At 41.3% G+C, this 17,686-nt stretch carries 15 protein-coding genes; 11 read left to right on the forward strand and 4 right to left on the reverse strand.

Annotated features, from left to right (window positions below; genetic code table 11):
• Positions 1-98: 98 nt before the first annotated feature.
• A complete protein-coding gene (gene tolC / locus H5162_RS09720; RefSeq protein ID WP_182778384.1) occupies positions 99-1,442 on the reverse strand; it encodes an outer membrane channel protein TolC in 1,344 nt (447 codons plus the stop codon).
• A gap of 178 nt (positions 1,443-1,620) precedes the next feature.
• Between tolC and H5162_RS09725 the strand changes: the two genes are divergently transcribed.
• The 10 genes from H5162_RS09725 (at position 1,621) to H5162_RS09770 (ending at position 12,331) form a co-directional block, all read left to right on the forward strand.
• A complete protein-coding gene (locus H5162_RS09725) occupies positions 1,621-2,250 on the forward strand; it encodes an NUDIX domain-containing protein (protein ID WP_145234960.1) in 630 nt (209 codons plus the stop codon).
• A gap of 44 nt (positions 2,251-2,294) precedes the next feature.
• Positions 2,295-2,753 (forward strand): DUF1249 domain-containing protein, encoded by a 459-nt coding sequence (locus H5162_RS09730; RefSeq protein ID WP_145234962.1) that lies wholly within the window; start codon positions 2,295-2,297, stop codon positions 2,751-2,753.
• Positions 2,740-3,531, forward strand: coding sequence for a metallophosphoesterase (locus tag H5162_RS09735; protein WP_145235024.1), 792 nt, complete (start codon positions 2,740-2,742; stop codon positions 3,529-3,531). The genes H5162_RS09730 and H5162_RS09735 overlap by 14 nt, the downstream gene beginning before the upstream one ends.
• Entirely contained in the window at positions 3,516-4,076 is a 561-nt protein-coding gene (locus H5162_RS09740) for a YqiA/YcfP family alpha/beta fold hydrolase (RefSeq protein ID WP_145234964.1), read from the forward strand. The genes H5162_RS09735 and H5162_RS09740 overlap by 16 nt, the downstream gene beginning before the upstream one ends.
• A 31-nt stretch (positions 4,077-4,107) precedes the next feature.
• Positions 4,108-5,997, forward strand: coding sequence for a DNA topoisomerase IV subunit B (gene parE / locus H5162_RS09745; RefSeq protein ID WP_145234966.1), 1,890 nt, complete (start codon positions 4,108-4,110; stop codon positions 5,995-5,997).
• 320 nt (positions 5,998-6,317) lie between these two features.
• On the forward strand, positions 6,318-7,412 hold the full coding sequence (locus tag H5162_RS09750) for a sorbosone dehydrogenase family protein (RefSeq protein ID WP_182734571.1): 1,095 nt from the start codon (positions 6,318-6,320) through the stop codon (positions 7,410-7,412).
• Between the two features lie 10 nt (positions 7,413-7,422).
• Positions 7,423-9,714: a DNA topoisomerase IV subunit A gene (parC, locus tag H5162_RS09755; protein ID WP_145234971.1), complete on the forward strand. Its 2,292-nt coding sequence runs from the start codon at positions 7,423-7,425 to the stop codon at positions 9,712-9,714.
• Between the two features lie 157 nt (positions 9,715-9,871).
• A complete protein-coding gene (locus H5162_RS09760) occupies positions 9,872-10,585 on the forward strand; it encodes a 1-acylglycerol-3-phosphate O-acyltransferase (protein ID WP_145234973.1) in 714 nt (237 codons plus the stop codon).
• The gene (gene rraB / locus H5162_RS09765) at positions 10,585-10,920 is read left to right on the forward strand and encodes a ribonuclease E inhibitor RraB (protein ID WP_064667208.1); all 336 of its coding nucleotides are present in this window, start codon (positions 10,585-10,587) and stop codon (positions 10,918-10,920) included. The genes H5162_RS09760 and rraB overlap by 1 nt, the downstream gene beginning before the upstream one ends.
• Before the next feature lie 193 nt (positions 10,921-11,113).
• Positions 11,114-12,331 (forward strand): HD-GYP domain-containing protein, encoded by a 1,218-nt coding sequence (locus H5162_RS09770; protein ID WP_145234975.1) that lies wholly within the window; start codon positions 11,114-11,116, stop codon positions 12,329-12,331.
• On the opposite strand, the gene H5162_RS21375 is transcribed toward H5162_RS09770, so the two are convergent.
• Entirely contained in the window at positions 12,291-12,632 is a 342-nt protein-coding gene (locus tag H5162_RS21375; RefSeq protein ID WP_310736424.1) for a hypothetical protein, read from the reverse strand. The two genes, H5162_RS09770 and H5162_RS21375, sit on opposite strands and share 41 nt — an antisense overlap.
• A 289-nt stretch (positions 12,633-12,921) precedes the next feature.
• Here H5162_RS21375 and H5162_RS09780 point away from each other — a divergent pair, with 289 nt between their 5' ends.
• Positions 12,922-14,184 (forward strand): outer membrane protein transport protein, encoded by a 1,263-nt coding sequence (locus H5162_RS09780; protein ID WP_145234979.1) that lies wholly within the window; start codon positions 12,922-12,924, stop codon positions 14,182-14,184.
• Between the two features lie 97 nt (positions 14,185-14,281).
• Here the strand turns inward: H5162_RS09780 and H5162_RS09785 are convergent, their stop codons facing one another.
• Together H5162_RS09785 and H5162_RS09790 are read right to left on the reverse strand one after the other, a co-directional pair.
• Positions 14,282-17,137, reverse strand: coding sequence for a valine--tRNA ligase (locus tag H5162_RS09785; protein ID WP_182734581.1), 2,856 nt, complete (start codon positions 17,135-17,137; stop codon positions 14,282-14,284).
• A 60-nt stretch (positions 17,138-17,197) separates the two neighbouring features.
• Positions 17,198-17,644 (reverse strand): DNA polymerase III subunit chi, encoded by a 447-nt coding sequence (locus tag H5162_RS09790; RefSeq protein WP_145234983.1) that lies wholly within the window; start codon positions 17,642-17,644, stop codon positions 17,198-17,200.
• Positions 17,645-17,686 lie beyond the last annotated feature (42 nt).

Here is a 17,686-nt window from a genome sequence, read left to right on the forward strand (position 1 = left end):
CTCACATACGAAAAGTAGCTAGTTTAACTGGATGAATAAAAAAATACAAAAAAGCCAGCAAGTTGCTGGCTTTTAAATGAGTAATGTTAAGCTTATCTTTATTGGATTTCTTTTAAACCTTGGTTGATGGCTTGTAAATCATTACTTGTTAACGTGCCCGCTGCTTGTTTTAAGCGTAGCGTTGATACAACGTAGCGATAACGTACATCAGCGAGGTTACGTTTGGCGTTAAATAAGTTTTGTGTACTGACCAGTACGTCAACAATAGTACGAGTACCCACTTCAAAACCAGCTTCAGTGGCTTTTAATGCACTTTCAGCAGAAACTACGGCTTGTTCAAGCGCTTTAAAGGTCGCAATATCTGATACTACTTGATTATAAGAGGTGATCACCGAGCGGGTTACGCCACGCAGACTAGCTTCTAGATCTTCACTTGCAGCAACATAAAAAGCACGTGCCTGCTCAGTCGCTGCAGTAGTAGCACCGCCTGAATATATTGGCACACTAAAGTTAATGCCAATATTTGTACTATCACCACGTGGGCGGGCAGTGTTGCTATTGCTATCAGTTAGTGTATCACCGTAGCTGGCATCTAAAGTCAGCTTAGGATAATGGCCTGCTTGTGCTAAATCAATTTGATCTTTAGCGATATCAACCGTTACCTTGGAGACCTGCAGGTTTAAATTATTTTGTTCTGCAAGCTTAATGTAAGCGGGTGATTTTTTTGTCGGTTGTACCGTAGAGAATGTTTCGGTATTTAATACATCAAGCTTAGCATGATATTTACCGGTAATTTCACGAAGCTGCTCACGGGCAGTTTCAACGCCGTTTCTGGCAACGATTTCGCGGGCAACCGAGTTATCAAATTGTGCTTGCGCTTCATGCACATCGGTAATTGCCGTCAAGCCTACAGCATAACGTTGTTTGGTTTGCTCAAGTTGACGTTCAATAGCGCGTTTTTCAGATTGTACAAATTCTAAGTTATCAATCGAACTTAATACGTTGAAATAGCCATCTGCAACACGAACAATTAGGTCTTGCTTGGCAAAGTCATATTGAGCAGCTGCTTGCAACGCTTGTTTGTCTGCAATGCCTAATGAATTCCATGCACCTAAATCAAACAGAGTTTGGCTTAGTCTAAGACCACGGCTGAAAGTATCTGAATCGCTATCGATCTTGGTATATCCTGCCGCATCAGTTCCGTTAAATGATGTGCTATCGGTTTTCTCATACCCCATAGAAAAACCGATTTGTGGCAATAATGCGCTCATCGCACGGTCACTGTTATAAGCTTGTGCATTTGCTTGGGCTTTTGCTTTTAAAACTGTAGGATCGTTAGCAGTGGCAATTTCATAAACTTGTAATAAGTCTTCAGCATTTGACGCTGTAGCTGTTAATGCGCAAGATATACCAATCAGCGCAGCAAGAATGTTCTTTTTCATTATTCGTTCAGTCCTTAGACAATTTACGTTCTAAAAGCATGGTAACCTGTTTTACATAAGAACAAAAAAAAATTTGCGTAAAACAGCGTAAACAAGTGTAACAGAATATAATATCCCGGACATGATAGTAAGTATCTAGGTTGAAACTCAAGTAATAATATGTGTAATAGGAAACTTCATGGCTGATGAAATACTCACAAAATTTACCAAGCAAGACGTTATAATAGCTCCTATAAAGGTACTTTATAACGGTTTTTTTAAGATTAACTTATATCAGTTTGAACATGCATTATTTGCGGGGGGCCAATCAGCGACGATCCGCCGTGAAATACTTGAACGCGGTGACGCTGTTGCGGTTTTACCGTATGATCCCGTAACAGACTGTATTTTGCTGATCGAACAAATACGTATTGGCGCGATAAAAAGTAAACAGTCACCTTGGTTATTAGAATGTATAGCAGGCATGACCGATGGCAGCACTAATTATGAAGATGTCGTTAGGCGCGAAGCATTTGAAGAAGCGGGCTTAGTACTGAGTGAATTAGAATTTATGCTATCGTATCTGTCAAGCCCTGGTGGGACTACTGAGCGGTTACATCTTTACCTTGCAAAGACTGATTTAAGCCAGCTGCAAAGTGGCGTGTATGGACTTGCAACTGAAGGTGAAGATATTAAAACGCATATTCTCAGTTTTGATGATGCAATGGCGCGTTTAGCAACCGGTGAGATAGATAATGCTGCCTCGGTAATTTCATTGCAGTGGTTAGCGCTTAATCGCGAACGTATAATTAATAATCAGCGCAGCTAAAATAGTAATAGACTACCCTTAACCTCTAACTTTATGGCGGTAATGTGACAGCACTTGCAGTGAAACAACGATATATTCAGAGTCTTCCTAAATACTTGACGTTATGTGAGCATAACTACTTACGTGCTTTAAAATTGTTGCCCAATGAGCGCAAAGAAGGCAATACACGTCAAGTACAATTGGGTAATAACCAGTTTGTAATTAAGGTTGATGGCTGTGCTAAATACACGATGGATATTTCAATAACGCAATTAACCGGTATGTTAAAAGGGTTTAATCCGCTGTTTTTAACTGTGCGTTTATATCACGATGCAAAAGTTGCTGAAATAATTCACCATGATTACCATCAAAGGATCAAACCTTCATATGGTTACCCTAATCCGCAAATGCATCAAAAAGATGAAAAATATCAACTCAATGCGTTTTTGTATGATTGGTTAGTGGCGTGTGTTGAAAGTGGTCGAGCAGTACTTAACTGGGATATAAATGATGGCCTGGTTTGATGAGTCGGCGCAGTTCAATAATACTCAGCTGCGCTTAGCACATATTACCGATTGTCACTTATTTGCAGACCCACAAGGGGAGTATTTTGCGGTCAATACCGCTGAGCACTTTTCTCGCGCGCTTGCAGATATGGCAAAACAGTCACTAGACGCCGTGATCTTTGGTGGCGATTTAACCCAAGATCACAGTTTTGCATCATATTTGTTGTTTGCTCAGTTGATTGCCGATTCAGCGCTTACTTGCCCAGTCTTTTGGCTGCCAGGTAATCATGATGATATCAGTGCGATGCAGCGTATTTCTGGTGGTCAAATCAATAGCGCAAAACGGTTAATTGCCGATGGGTTTGAAGTGTTATTAATTAGCTCTAAAGGGCCAACACCAGCAGGTTGGGTAAGCGAAGCCGATTTAAATGAACTCGCTGATTTATTAGCGACTTCACAGTCGCCAAGCGTGGCTTTTTGCCACCATAATCCATTACCTATTAATGGTTACCTAGACAAGCATATGCTCGAAAATGGCCCGCAATTACTTAATTTATTGCATAATAGCGCGCTAGTAAGGCAGTTATTTCATGGTCATGTTCATAATGACTATCAATTTAAATTCAGAAGTATTGAGATTTTTGCTACGCCAGCAAGCTCAGTGCAGTTTACTAAATACACCGATGACTGGCAGCAACATAATGCGGGGCCTGGTTATCGATTGTTGACAATATCAAAGCCAACAAACAGTGCAAAACTATTAATTAACTCGGAACTGATGTGGCCCAACGAGTAATTTATATTCATGGTTTTAATAGCAGCGAACATTCATTTAAAGCTGTCCGCTTTGGTGAGTATATGGCACACTATGACGTTGATTATTGTGTGCCACGGCTAAGCCATGAACCGTTTCATGCGATAATTCAAATTGAACAATTATTAACGCCAAATACTGTATTACTTGGTAGTTCTTTAGGTGGTTTTTACGCCACTTATTTATCGCAAAAATATCAGTTACCAGCAGTGGTTATAAACCCTGCGGTTAAGCCTTATTTATTATTGAGTTCTTTGTTAGGGCCGAACTATAATCCCTATCAGGATAGCCATTACGAGCTCAACAATAGTCATATTAACGCGTTAAAATCACTGTCGATACCTAGCTTAGAGCGCCCATCATTACTGTATTTATTACAGCAAACGGGTGATGAAGTACTGGATTATCAGCAGGCCGTTAAATATTATTCACAATGCAAGCAACAGATAGAATTTGGTGGTGATCATAGCTTTGTTGGCTTTGAAGACTCCATTGCTAGTATTGTAGATTTTCTTAAAATCACGTAAAACATAGCTAAGCGCATAAAAGATAAAAACTATGAGTCAGCAAAATTATAACGCCGAAGCCATTGAAGTATTAAATGGGTTAGAACCTGTTAAACGCCGTCCTGGTATGTACACCGACACCACCCGTCCTAATCACTTAGGACAAGAGGTTATTGATAACAGTGTCGATGAAGCCATGGCCGGACATGCCACTAGAATTGATGTCATTTTGCATGAAGATAATTCGCTAGAAGTTAGCGATGATGGCCGTGGTATGCCTATCGATATTCACCCAGAAGAAGGTATTCCAGGGGTCGAATTGATTTTTACCAAGCTGCATGCTGGTGGCAAGTTCTCTAATAAAAACTACCAATTTTCAGGTGGTTTGCACGGGGTAGGGATCTCCGTGGTTAATGCATTATCAACGCGCGTTGAAGTGGTTGTGCGCCGCGATGCACAACAATACATGATGGCGTTTGAAAGCGGTGATAAAGTTGAAGATCTTCATGTTATAGGCACCGTAGGTAAACGTAATACAGGTACAACTGTACGTTTTTGGCCTGATGTAAGCTACTTTGACTCAGCTAATTTCTCGTTGACTAAATTACATCATTTATTAAAAGCTAAAGCCGTACTTTGCCCAGGCTTACGTATTAAGTTTGTTAATAAACAAACCAAAGAAACCCAAGAGTGGTATTACGAAACAGGCCTTAAAGACTACTTAAACGAAGCTGTTAAAGGTTACGAAGTACTGCCAAAAGACCCATTTACCGGTGAGTTTTCAAGTTCAACGGAAGGTGCTGATTGGGCGGTTGTTTGGTTACCTGAAGGCGGTGAATCGATAGCTGAAAGTTACGTTAACTTAATACCAACTGCGCAAGGCGGTACTCACGTAAATGGTTTGCGACAAGGTTTACTTGAGGCTATGCGTGAGTTTTGTGAATTTAGAAACTTACTGCCGCGTGGCGTTAAGCTCACCCCCGATGACATTTGGGAACGGTGTAGCTACGTTTTATCAGTGAAAATGCAAGATCCACAATTTGCTGGTCAAACCAAAGAGAAATTATCTTCTCGTTCGTGCTCGGCATTTGTATCTGGGGTGGTAAAAGATGCATTCAGTTTATGGTTAAATGAGCACACCGATACTGCTGAGTTACTGTCAGAGTTATGTATTTCTAATGCACAAAAACGTCTTCGCGCAGCCAAAAAAGTGGTGCGCAAGCGTGTTACCGCAGGCCCCGCATTACCGGGCAAATTAACCGACTGTAGCGCTGCAGATAACGACCGTACTGAGCTGTTTTTAGTAGAAGGTGACTCAGCTGGTGGCTCAGCTAAACAAGCACGTGATCGTGAGTTTCAGGCAATAATGCCACTACGTGGTAAAATTTTGAATACGTGGGAAGTTGAATCAGGGCAAATTTTAGCGTCACAAGAGGTGCACGATATTTCTGTGGCGCTGGGTATCGACCCTGACTCAACTGATATCTCTTCGTTACGCTATAATAAAATTTGTATCTTAGCGGATGCTGACTCCGATGGACTGCATATTGCGACTTTGTTGTGTGCACTATTTGTTCGTCATTTCCCAACGTTGGTGAAAACGGGTCACGTATATGTAGCTATGCCACCGTTGTTTAGAATCGACATTGGTAAAGATGTTTATTATGCCCTTGATGAAGATGAAAAATCCGGCATCCTAGCGCGTATTGAAGCAGAGAAAAAACGCGGTAAAGTAAACGTACAGCGTTTCAAAGGCTTGGGTGAAATGAACCCACTGCAACTACGCGAAACGACCATGGATCCTAATACTCGCCGCTTAGTCCAGCTAACCTTAGAGGATGAAGTGGAAACCATGGAAATGATGGATATGTTGCTGGCGAAAAAGCGCTCATCAGATCGTCGTCAATGGTTAGAAGATCATGGTAATCGTGCTCAAGTGTGATTTTTAAAGTTGTTTGTACTTGTATCGTATAAAGCTGTAACTCGATTTATACCAATTTATTAAAAACATGATTATTTAGTGAGTTATATCCCCCTAAGGTAAAATAACTCACTAATTTAATGCAATTGGTATTTGCTGACAAACGACTATGTAATCAAAGTCCTGATTACTTAATTAAAGCTCGTATAATCAGTGTTCGCGGTGAGTTCTAAGTCATGGCAAGTTTGCTGTGGTGAAAAAACGTCGCTCAAAGATTTTTAATAGAAAGCAGATTAAGCGTTATATGCAGCGAAGCAGCATGGCCAAATAGGGTAAAATCGATGAATAAATTACTAGTTTCTCTACTAACTTTAGGCTTGCTAAGCCCGTCCTTAGCAGCAAAAGAAATCCTTAAAGAACTCAGTGTTCCTGATGGCTTTACTGTAAACATATTTGCCAGTGATGTGGAAAATGCACGGCAATTAGCAGTATCTAAAAAAGGTATTGTCTATGTTGGCTCGCGCAGAGCGGGAAACGTATATGCACTTATTGATCACAATAGTGATGGGGTTGCTGATAAACAAATACTGGTGGCCAGTGGTTTAACTATGCCATCGGGTTTAGCAATCAAAGATGGCGACCTGTATGTTGCTGAAGTACAACGTATTATCCGCTTCAAGAATATTGATACACAATTAAAAGCACCTAAATATGAAGTGGTATACGACGCATTACCGACAGAAAGTCACCACGGTTGGAAGTTCTTACGCTTTTCACCAACTGGCGAGTTAATCATTCCTGTGGGTGTACCTTGTAATATTTGCGGCGAAGATGAGCGCTATGGGCGAATATTTTCATTGGATGTAAACACCAAACAAATGACCACGTTAGCACAAGGTGTGCGTAACTCTGTTGGTTTTGACTTTCATCCTAGCACCCAGGCTATGTGGTTTAGTGATAATGGCCGAGATATGATGGGGGATGATCTTCCACCGGATGAACTAAACCGCTTAACAACCGAAGGTGAACATTTTGGTTTTCCCTATGTGCATGCAGGTGCCATCTTAGATCCTGAATTTGGTAAAGGTAAAAATATTGCCGATTACAGTGCCCCAGCTTTAGCTTTGGGTGCGCATGTTGCTCCATTAGGGATTCATTTTTATCAAGGTAAACAATTTCCTGCTACTTATAAGCAGCAATTATTTGTTGCTGAACATGGCTCGTGGAACCGCAGTAAAAAATCTGGATATAAAGTGGCAGTTGCCACTATTGAGCAAGGACGTGTGATAAAATACACGCCGTTTATTACGGGCTTTATGAAAAACGAAGAAACATTGGGTCGTCCGGTTGCTTTTGCAGAACTTGCCGATGGCAGCTTATTGATCTCCGATGATTATGCCAATGTGATCTACCGTGTAAGCTATAAAAAAAATTAGGTAGGCTTTGATGAGTGATACAGATACCTTGCTATTGCAAGGAATTGAGCAACAAACAATGGGGCGTTTTACTGAAGACGCCTATTTGAATTATTCCATGTATGTGATCATGGATAGGGCATTGCCACATATCGGCGATGGTCTAAAACCAGTACAACGTCGTATTATTTACGCCATGAGTGAACTGGGTTTATCGGCAACGGCTAAGTATAAAAAGTCAGCCCGTACCGTTGGTGATGTACTCGGTAAGTATCATCCTCATGGTGATAGCGCCTGTTATGAAGCGATGGTGTTAATGGCACAACCATTTTCTTATCGTTACCCATTAGTTGATGGGCAAGGGAACTGGGGGGCTGCAGATGATCCAAAGTCATTTGCGGCAATGCGTTATACCGAAGCGCGTTTATCTAAGTTCTCAGAAGTACTGTTAAAAGAACTTGGCCAAGGAACTGTTGATTGGACGCCAAACTTTGATGGCACAATGGATGAACCACAAGTATTACCATCACGCTTACCACATATTTTACTCAATGGTATTACGGGTATTGCAGTCGGTATGGCAACTGACATTCCGCCACACAACGTGCGCGAAGTAGCCAGTGCCTGTTGTTTGCTGTTGGATAACCCTAAAGCTGAGTTAGATCAATTGCTTGAGCATGTACAAGCTCCCGATTACCCAACTGAAGCTGAAATAATCACTTCAAAAGCGGATATTCGTAAAATTTATCAAACCGGCCGTGGTTCGATAAAAATGCGCGCTATTTATACAGAGGAGCACGGCGATATTGTCATTACTGCACTGCCACATCAATGTTCTGGTGGTAAAGTACTTGAGCAAATCGCAGCGCAAATGAATGCCAAAAAGCTGCCTATGGTCGCTGATTTACGTGACGAATCAGATCATGAAAATCCAACCCGGATTGTCATCATTCCGCGTTCTAATCGCATTAAAGTGGAGCCGTTAATGGCTCATTTATTTGCCACTACGGACTTGGAAAAAAATTACCGCGTTAATATCAATATGCTTGGCCTTGATGGCCGTCCGCAGGTAAAAGATTTACGAACCATTTTAACTGAGTGGCTGGTGTTCCGTCGTGAAACAGTGCGCCGTCGCCTGCAATATCGTTTAGATAAAGTATTGGCTCGTTTACATATTTTAGAAGGTTTACTTGCAGCCTTTTTAAATATTGATGAAGTTATTGAGATTATTCGTAGCGAAGACAAGCCAAAGCCTGTGTTAATGGAACGCTTTGGTATTACAGACATCCAAGCCGAAGCAATCCTTGAATTAAAACTACGTCATTTAGCGAAACTTGAAGAGTTTAAAATTCGAGGTGAGCAAGATGAGCTTGCCAAAGAACGCGATAAATTACAGCTGACTTTAGGCTCTGAACGTCGTATGTCGACGTTACTAAAAAAAGAGATTCAAGAAGCAGCAGAGCTGTATGGTGATGAGCGCCGTTCACCGATTGTCGAACGTCTTGAAGCTAAAGCATTAAGCGAAAAAGATTTAATCCCATCAGAATCAGTAACCGTTGTGTTGTCTGAAAAAGGTTGGGCGCGTGTTGGTAAAGGCCATGATTTAGATGTTGAAGGGCTCAGTTACCGGGCTGGCGATGCATATAAAGCCTCTGCGCGTGGTAAGAGTAACCAACCTGCGGTGTTCTTAGATTCTGCTGGGCGTGCATTTGCCACTGATGCGCATGGGTTACCGTCGGCACGAAGCCAAGGTGAACCAATGACAGGTCGGTTTAACCTTACTGCAGGTGCTAATTTTGAGCATGTAGTGATGGGCGAAGACAAACAAGTGTTGTTAATGGCATCAGATGCAGGTTATGGTTTTATTACTGATTTTGTAGATCTAGTAAGTAAAAACAAAAACGGTAAAGCCCTGGTCAGTGTGCCTAAAGGTGGGCAATTATTAGCGCCAATTCGGGTTAATGATGTTGCTAACGATTACTGTATGGCGATATCTAATGAGGGCCGGATGTTGTTATTCCCATTACGTGATTTACCAAAACTAGGTAAAGGTAAGGGTAACAAGATAATCTCTATCCCAAGTGCCAAAGTACAAGCGCGTGAAGAGTTTGTTAAAGTGCTGGCAGTGGTGCCTGAAGGTACCAGTGTTACCTTGCATGCAGGTAAGCGTAAACTGACTCTTAAACCTACTGATTTGGAGCACTATCATGGCGAGCGTGGTCGTCGAGGTAACAAACTACCGCGTGGTTTACAGCGTGTCGATGAAGCGGTTGTAGAGCTGACGGCGATTGATGATGATATTGAGCCGACAGAAACCGAGTAAGTATTTTTTTATATCTATGAATAAAACGGCCTGCTATTGCAGGTCGTTTGTTTTTAAAGCAGAAAATTATTTTAAGCTTACATGTGTTCGCTAAACACTCGTTTAGCGGCAAAAATAACGCTATAATGCTGGCGTTATTATTTTTGGAGCGTTTTCTTTGTTAGCTATTATTCGTATTGTTATTATGGCATTGTTTATTTTATTAAGCTGTGTATTTGGTTTACTCCTTTGTTTAGTAAAACCTTTTCATATAAATAATGTACATATTATTTCAAGTTGGTTTGGTACAGTGGCTAAAATGCTTGGTGTAAACGTGGTTATTACACGCCATCCTGACGCGCAAAATTGTGGCCCTGCAGTGTATGTTGCAAACCATCAAAATAATTACGATATTTTCACTTTACCGGCGGCGGTACCAAAAAACTGTGTCAGTTTAGGTAAAAAAAGTCTTAAGTGGATCCCATTTTTTGGACAGCTATATTGGCTTTCGGGCAATATTTTAATTGATCGGGGAAATCGTTCTAAAGCGGCTAGCACGATCACTAAATCGGCCGATAAAATCAAACAAAAAGGCTTGTCAGTGTGGATTTTCCCAGAGGGAACCCGCAGTTACGGACGTGGCTTATTACCATTTAAAACAGGTGCATTTCACACGGCTTTAAATGCGGATGTACCTGTAGTACCTGTATGTATGAGCACAACATATAAAACCATTAAGCTAAATCGCTGGGACAATGGTATAATCTACATAGACATGTTAGCGCCAGAGCCACTTGATAAAACGATTGGAGCACGTGAACACGCAAAGCGTATTCATAGCAAAATGGCTGCTAGAATAACTGAATTAGATGCTCAAGTGAGAGAAAAGTAATGGAAAATTGGCGTGAAATTAGTGAAGACATTGTAACTTCGTTATTAGAAGATGGTTCTGATCCTGAGATCTTATACGAAGTAGAACATCACTTTGTTTGCGAAGACTTTGTCAAGCTTGAGCAAGCTGCACTAGCTGCGTTTAAATTAGGCTATGATGTTGAAGAGCCTGCAGAACTTGAGCTTGAAGACGGCAGTAAGATTTGGGGCTTTGACATCGTTGTTGAAGCTGAGTTAGATGTTGACGTAATAATGGAAGATGTTGATAAACTAGCACAACTTGCGATCGACACCGACGTAGAATACGACGGCTGGGGCACTTACTTTCAAGAGTAATATGTTATCCACTAGGTCCTAACCACTAGGCCCTAGTGTAATTCATACCTATTATTGACTCGCCAACTCGCCAACTCGCCAACTCGCCATTTCCTAGTGCTTATTTCGTATTCGTTACTTTTGTTATAGACATTTGTAGTGGATCGTTGATAATCAGTAATTATTATTGTTTGAAATGAATTAATCACTTTATATGCTTATTACCCTTCCAATTTCTGAACTCGTACCAGGAATGTTTGTTGACAGTGTTAGCAAGCAGTTTGAGGGGGTTGATAGTATAAAAATCAAAACTCGCGGCCTAGTTCGCGATAAATCGATCATCAAGCGCTTGGTATCAGAAGGAGTGCAAGAGCTGCTGATAGATTTTACGCAAAGTGACGTGAGTGTTCCTGCCAAATATCAGCTTAAACCTGAAGTCGCGACTGTGGCAGCCGACAAGCCTAAAAAATCAAAAATAAAAAAGGTTATTACAGTTGAGCAAGAGTTTGCCAAAGCGAGTGTGAGCTATGAGCAACATAATCGTAATTTACAAAGTTTATATGGCGATGTTACTTCAGGCTTAAAGATGAATATCGCATTGCTTGATGGCATTGCCAAAGATATCGTGGCATCGGTATTTCGTAATCATAATGCAATGACTATTTTAACTCGTATTAAAGATAAGCATATGTACAATTGGCGACATATGACTAACTGCGCCATTTTTGTCACTGTATTTGCCAAGTACTTAGGTTACAAAGAAAGTGTTGTACAAGAGCTGGCTATGGGGGCCTTGCTACATGACTTAGGCCAAGCTAAATTACCACAAGGGATTTTTTCTAAACCTGAGAAAGTAAATAAGCTTGAGATGCAAGCGATTAAAAAGCATGTAGCGCAAAGTTTAGGCTTGGTAAAAGGCGAAAAAGGCATTACCCCATTAATGCTTGATATGATAGTTAATCACCATGAGCGCTTAGATGGCAGTGGTTATCCTCGAGGTCTGCAGGGCGAAAAACTTAGTCGACCAGCGCGAATTATGGCGATAGTTGACGTTTATGATGCAATGACCGCAGATAGACCCCATCAAATTGGTGATGAACCGATCAACGCATTGCGCTATTTATTAGCTAATAAACACATGTTTGATGGTGAGTTAGTACAGCGGTTTATTAAGTGTTTAGGTGTGCATCCGGTCGGTACGATTGTTAAATTAACCAATGAACGATTGGCATTAGTAACTGAAGGTAATCATCAGAACCCCATTCAACCTAAAGTTAAAGTTTTCTATAATGCTAAGCATAGTCATCATATTACGGCAAAAGATGTTGATTTAACTTCACCAGATCATGACTTAAAGATTTTAGCGAGTATCAAACCATTAGATTATCAGCTTAATTTGGCTCGTTTGTTAAAAGAGCATCTGTTGGTTTAAGCTGTTTTTTGGTTATTGCTTTGTTACAGTGTTTTTTAGTTGATTGCTTAGCCGATAATAGCGCACCACTGAAGCAACTCACCATTAATAATAGCCACAATAAAGTCCCATTCTCTGAATGTAACGCACTGCAGCAGCACACTAGTGCGACTAAAGCACAAACAATAGCACCTAACCAATAATGGTTAACAGGGTTATCGCATTCACCAGCTCTAGTGCAGGCACAAAAATTAGCTTTGCAAAAGCAATATACACTTACCCCACAAAAAGCCAACGCAGCAATAATTAATCCTATTTCCACCGCTTCATCTCCTTTGCTAGTCCTGTTTGGCAGTCTAATAGTGCTTATTAAACAAGTCAATCTAAATGATAATTAATTGCAAATGAGTTTTTCGCAGCAGCTTATCCGATGAGTTTTAAAAAACTGTTACTTTGCTGTTAAAAAATGGTTTTTATGGGGTTTTTTAACGCTTTGTTACAGTTTTTTATTTAAAAGTAAGGTACTGTGCAAAGGTTTTGAAGTAACTTACTCCTAATAATTAGAGACAACACATGGGAACCCAAGCATTTTGTTTGGTTAAGGAAACACAATGAAATTTACAAAAACTTTAATTGCAGCATCACTTGCTGTTATGTCTGCAGATACGTTTGCAGCGGCTTTCCAGCTTGCAGAGCAAAATGCCTCTGGCTTAGGGCGTGCATATGCTGGTGAAGCAGCAGTGGCTGATGATGCCTCTGTAGTTGCGCGTAATCCAGCTCTTATGTCTGTATTTAAAGAGCAGCAGCTAAGTATTGCAGGTATTGCTGTCATTCCAGATGTCAGCCTTCGTGGCACTGAAGCTAGTAATCAATCAGTTAACCCTGGTCAACTAAACGACAGCAGTATTGCGCCAGCCGCTTTTGTTCCTGCAGGTTATTTTGTAATGCCAATCGATGACAAGTTTGCTGTTGGTTTTGGTGCGTTTTCAAATTTTGGTTTATCAACTGAATTTGAAGCAGATTACCCTGCAGGCCAGCTTGCTGGTGAAACAGAGATTGTTACTGTAAATATGAACGTAAGTGGTTCATACAAAATCAATGAGCAATTTAGTGTTGGCCTTGGCTTAAACTATGTTTATGCAGATGCGAAAATCATTCGTAACTTTGGTGCCAATCCATTAGGTTTACCAGCACAAACTCAAGCAGTACATTTAGAAGGCGATGATACTGGCTTTGGTTGGAACTTAGGAGCTAGCTATCAGATTGATGAAAATAGTCGCTTTGGTTTTAACTATCGTAGCGAGACAGATATCACATTTGATGGCGAATTTTCTAACCAATTACCTGCACAAATCGGTGGCCTAGCTGGCGTAAGTGTACCTGGAAGTGTTGAAATCACTCTCCCTGCGATTGCTGAGTTCTCTGGTACACACCAGTTAGATGAGAAAACAGGCTTACACTACAGTGTATTATGGACTGGTTGGGATAGTTTCCAAAAGCTAGAAGCTTATGTTCCAGGCAAAGATACACCTGTATTCTCTAAAGATGAGCACTTCTCAAACTCAATGCGTTACTCAATCGGTGGCGATTATCAGTTTAACGATGCTGTACTATTACGTGCTGGTATTGCTTATGATGAATCACCAGCCGATCAAAAACACCTGTCGATTTCTATCCCTGATACTGACCGTTTTTGGTACTCGTTTGGTGTTAACTACACCATGAGCGAACAAGCAAACCTAGATATTGGTATGAGTATTCTCCGTGGTAAAACACAAAACTTTACTGAATCTGATGGCTTAGGTCAGCAGTGGGGCTTTGAATCAAAAGGCCATGCATACTTATTTGGTGCGCAGTATAACTACACGTTTTAATTTGTAGGCGCGGGTTTATCCCGCGCAAATAAAAAGCCGCGTTATTTATTAACGCGGCTTTTTTTGTGTCTAGCTGTGCGGGGTTCCCCGCATCTAGTTACAAGCTTTCGATCTTGGCTTTTTGCTCAAGTAGTTTTGCTTTCGCATCTGAGAACTCTGCAAGTTTCTCATTTTCTTTAGCAAGGACTGCTTCAGGTGCATTGTTAACAAACTTTTCGTTTGCTAGTTTATTTTGCACTTGAGCTAGGCCTTTTTCGGCTTTTTCAAGCTGCTTAGCAATACGTGCAAGTTCGGCGTCAACATCGATTAGACCTGCCATTGGGATCATGATCTCAAGGTTACCAACATAAGATGTTGCACATGCAGGTGCGTCATCTTTGTTATCAAGCAGCGTAAATTCTTCAATTTTAGCAAGTGATGCTAAGAAAGATTTATTTTCTTCAATACGACGTACATCATCCGCAGATGCATTTGCTAGTAATACTGATAACGGCTTGCTTGGGCTAATATCCATTTCACCACGAATGTTACGAATGGCTAAAATGAATTGCTTAACCCACTCTAAATCATCCATTGCTTTTGCATCAACGTTAGCTTCATTGTAAACAGGGAAGGCTTGTACCATGATACTAGTGTTCGCTGTTTCAAGACCTGCCAGTGGCGCAACACGTTGCCAAATCGTTTCGGTAATGTATGGCATCATTGGGTGCATTAAGCGCAGTAGGCTTTCAAGCACAGTGATCAGTGTATGACGCGTACCACGTTGTTGTGCTTCATTGCCTTTGAATAATACAGGCTTTGTCAGCTCTAAGTACCAATCGCAAAATTGGTTCCAAGTGAACTCATAAAGCGTATTTGCTGCAAGGTCAAAACGGTAGTTATCTAAGTGCTCAGTATAGGTTTTAACAGTTGCTTCAAATTGGCCTAAGATCCAACGATCAGCAAGTGAATACTCTTTAACTGCATCATTTGTAAAGCCACAATCTTGCTCTTCGGTGTTCATTAGTACATAACGGCTGGCGTTCCATAACTTATTACAGAAGTTGCGGTAACCTTCAAGGCGGTTCATATCCCAGTTGATGTCACGACCAGTCGATGCCATTGCCGCTAAAGTAAAGCGCAGTGCATCTGTACCGTGAGCTTCAATGCCGTTATCAAAGGTTTTACGAGTATCTTTTTCGATTTTCTTAGCGACTTTTTCCTGCATCAGGTTACTGGTGCGTTTTGTTACTAAGCTTTCAAGGTCGATACCGTCAATCATGTCGATTGGATCAAGTACGTTACCTTTTGATTTTGACATTTTATCGCCATTTTCATCGCGAATAAGACCCGTAACGTAAACCGTTTTAAAGGGCACTTGTGGCTTGCCGTTATCATCTTTGATGAAATGCATGGTCATCATGATCATGCGCGCTACCCAGAAGAAGATAATATCAAAACCAGTTACCAATACGTCAGACGGGTGGAAAGTTTTCAAATCATCTGTGTTCGCAGGCCAGCCTTGGGTTGAAAAAGTCCAAAGTGCTGATGAGAACCAGGTATCGAGTACATCTTCGTCTTGGCTAAGTGTTACGCTATCAGCAATGTTGTTTTCACGACGTACTTCTGCTTCATCACGGCCAACAAAAACGTTTCCTTCGCTGTCGTACCAAGCTGGAATGCGGTGACCCCACCACAACTGGCGCGAAATACACCAATCTTGTACGTCGTTCATCCACGAGAAATACATGTTCTCGTATTGCTTAGGTACAAATTGAATATCGCCATTTTTTACTGCGTCTTTTGCAGGCTCAGCCAGTGGTGCAACACGTACATACCATTGGTCAGTAAGTAGCGGTTCAATAACCACACCAGAGCGGTCGCCGTAAGGTACGGTTAGAGCGTGATCTTCAATTTTTTCAAGTAAGCCTAATTGTTCAAATTCAGCCACAATTGCTTTACGTGCATCGAAGCGGTCAAGACCATGCAGGCGCTCAGGAATTGGTGCATCAAACTCAAGCTCTTTACCATCAAAGGTGTAGGTTTCGCCTTGGCTTAGAATCGCGGCATCTTTATCGAAGATATTGATCAACGGCATTTGATGACGTTTACCAACTTCGTTATCGTTAAAGTCGTGTGCTGGCGTGATTTTTACACAACCAGTGCCTTTGTCTTTATCGGCATGTTCATCAGCAACAATTTTAATTCGACGATTAACAATCGGCAGTAAAATCTCTTTACCGATCAAGTCTTGATAGCGTTCGTCATCTGGGTTTACTGCAACACCTGAGTCACCAAGCATGGTCTCTGGGCGAGTCGTTGCCACTACAATGTAGTTTTTACCGTCTTGGGTTGTAACACCATCAGCCAATGGGTAACGTAGGTGCCACATGTGGCCTTGTTTGTCTTTGTTTTCAACTTCAAGATCAGAGATAGCCGTGTGTAGCTTTGGATCCCAGTTTACTAGGCGCTTACCACGATAAATTAAATCTTCTTTGTGTAAGCGTACAAACACTTCTTTAACTGCTTCTGATAAGCCGTCATCCATTGTGAAACGTTCACGATCCCAATCAACCGATGCGCCAAGGCGACGAAGTTGTTTTGTGATAGTCCCGCCAGATTGTTCTTTCCACTGCCAAATTTTGTCGATGAAAGCTTCACGGCCTAAGTCGTGGCGTGTTTTACCTTCTTCAGCAGAGAGTTTACGTTCAACCAGCATTTGCGTAGCAATACCTGCGTGGTCAGTACCTACTTGCCATAATGTGTTATTACCTTGCATACGTTTAAAACGCGTTAAGGTATCCATAATGGTGTCTTGGAAAGCGTGGCCCATGTGTAAGCTACCAGTGACATTGGGTGGCGGGATCATAATTGAATATGCATCGCCTTTACCTGATGGTTTGAAGTAGCCTTTTTGTTCCCAGTCTTGGTATAACGACTGTTCAATATCTTGCGGATTGTAGGTTTTATCCATTACACAGAACCTTAAATAAGTACTTAAATGAGTTAGTTAGCTATTTATACAAAAGGTATGTTAGCTATTAATATCTTGCGTGGTGATATTAGCACCGAGTTGGCGTAGCTTTTTAAAGCGCTCACGGGCAGCTTGTTTAGCAGTGGCTTCAACGGGCACAAAATCAAAAACTTGGTTAAACCGACGAATAAAGTCCGGCAATTGTGCAGCCAAGTTAATTAAAACTTTACGATTACCGACTGGCGGGGTAGTACCTATTTCAACGGGCGCACCACCTTTTGGACCTTCACCTTGGAGATTGTGAGGCACAAAACTGTCGGGGTCGAATGACCAAATAGTTTCATCAATGGCATGGGCAATTTCAAGATCATCAACGTAAATAAAGATACGATGACCAAGACGATACTGTTCAGCAGCAATATCAGCCGCTAAGCTAAAGTGATCATCAGCCTTGGCTAATGACTCATCTTGTTGCTTTAGAACGAAAAACTGGGCGTTCATGCTCATTGTATCGGGGCTTCCCACAGTATTGAAAATAATACTTAAATC

The sequence above is a fragment of the Pseudoalteromonas sp. SR41-8 genome, from assembly GCF_014163915.1.
Taxonomy (GTDB): domain Bacteria; phylum Pseudomonadota; class Gammaproteobacteria; order Enterobacterales; family Alteromonadaceae; genus Pseudoalteromonas; species Pseudoalteromonas rhizosphaerae.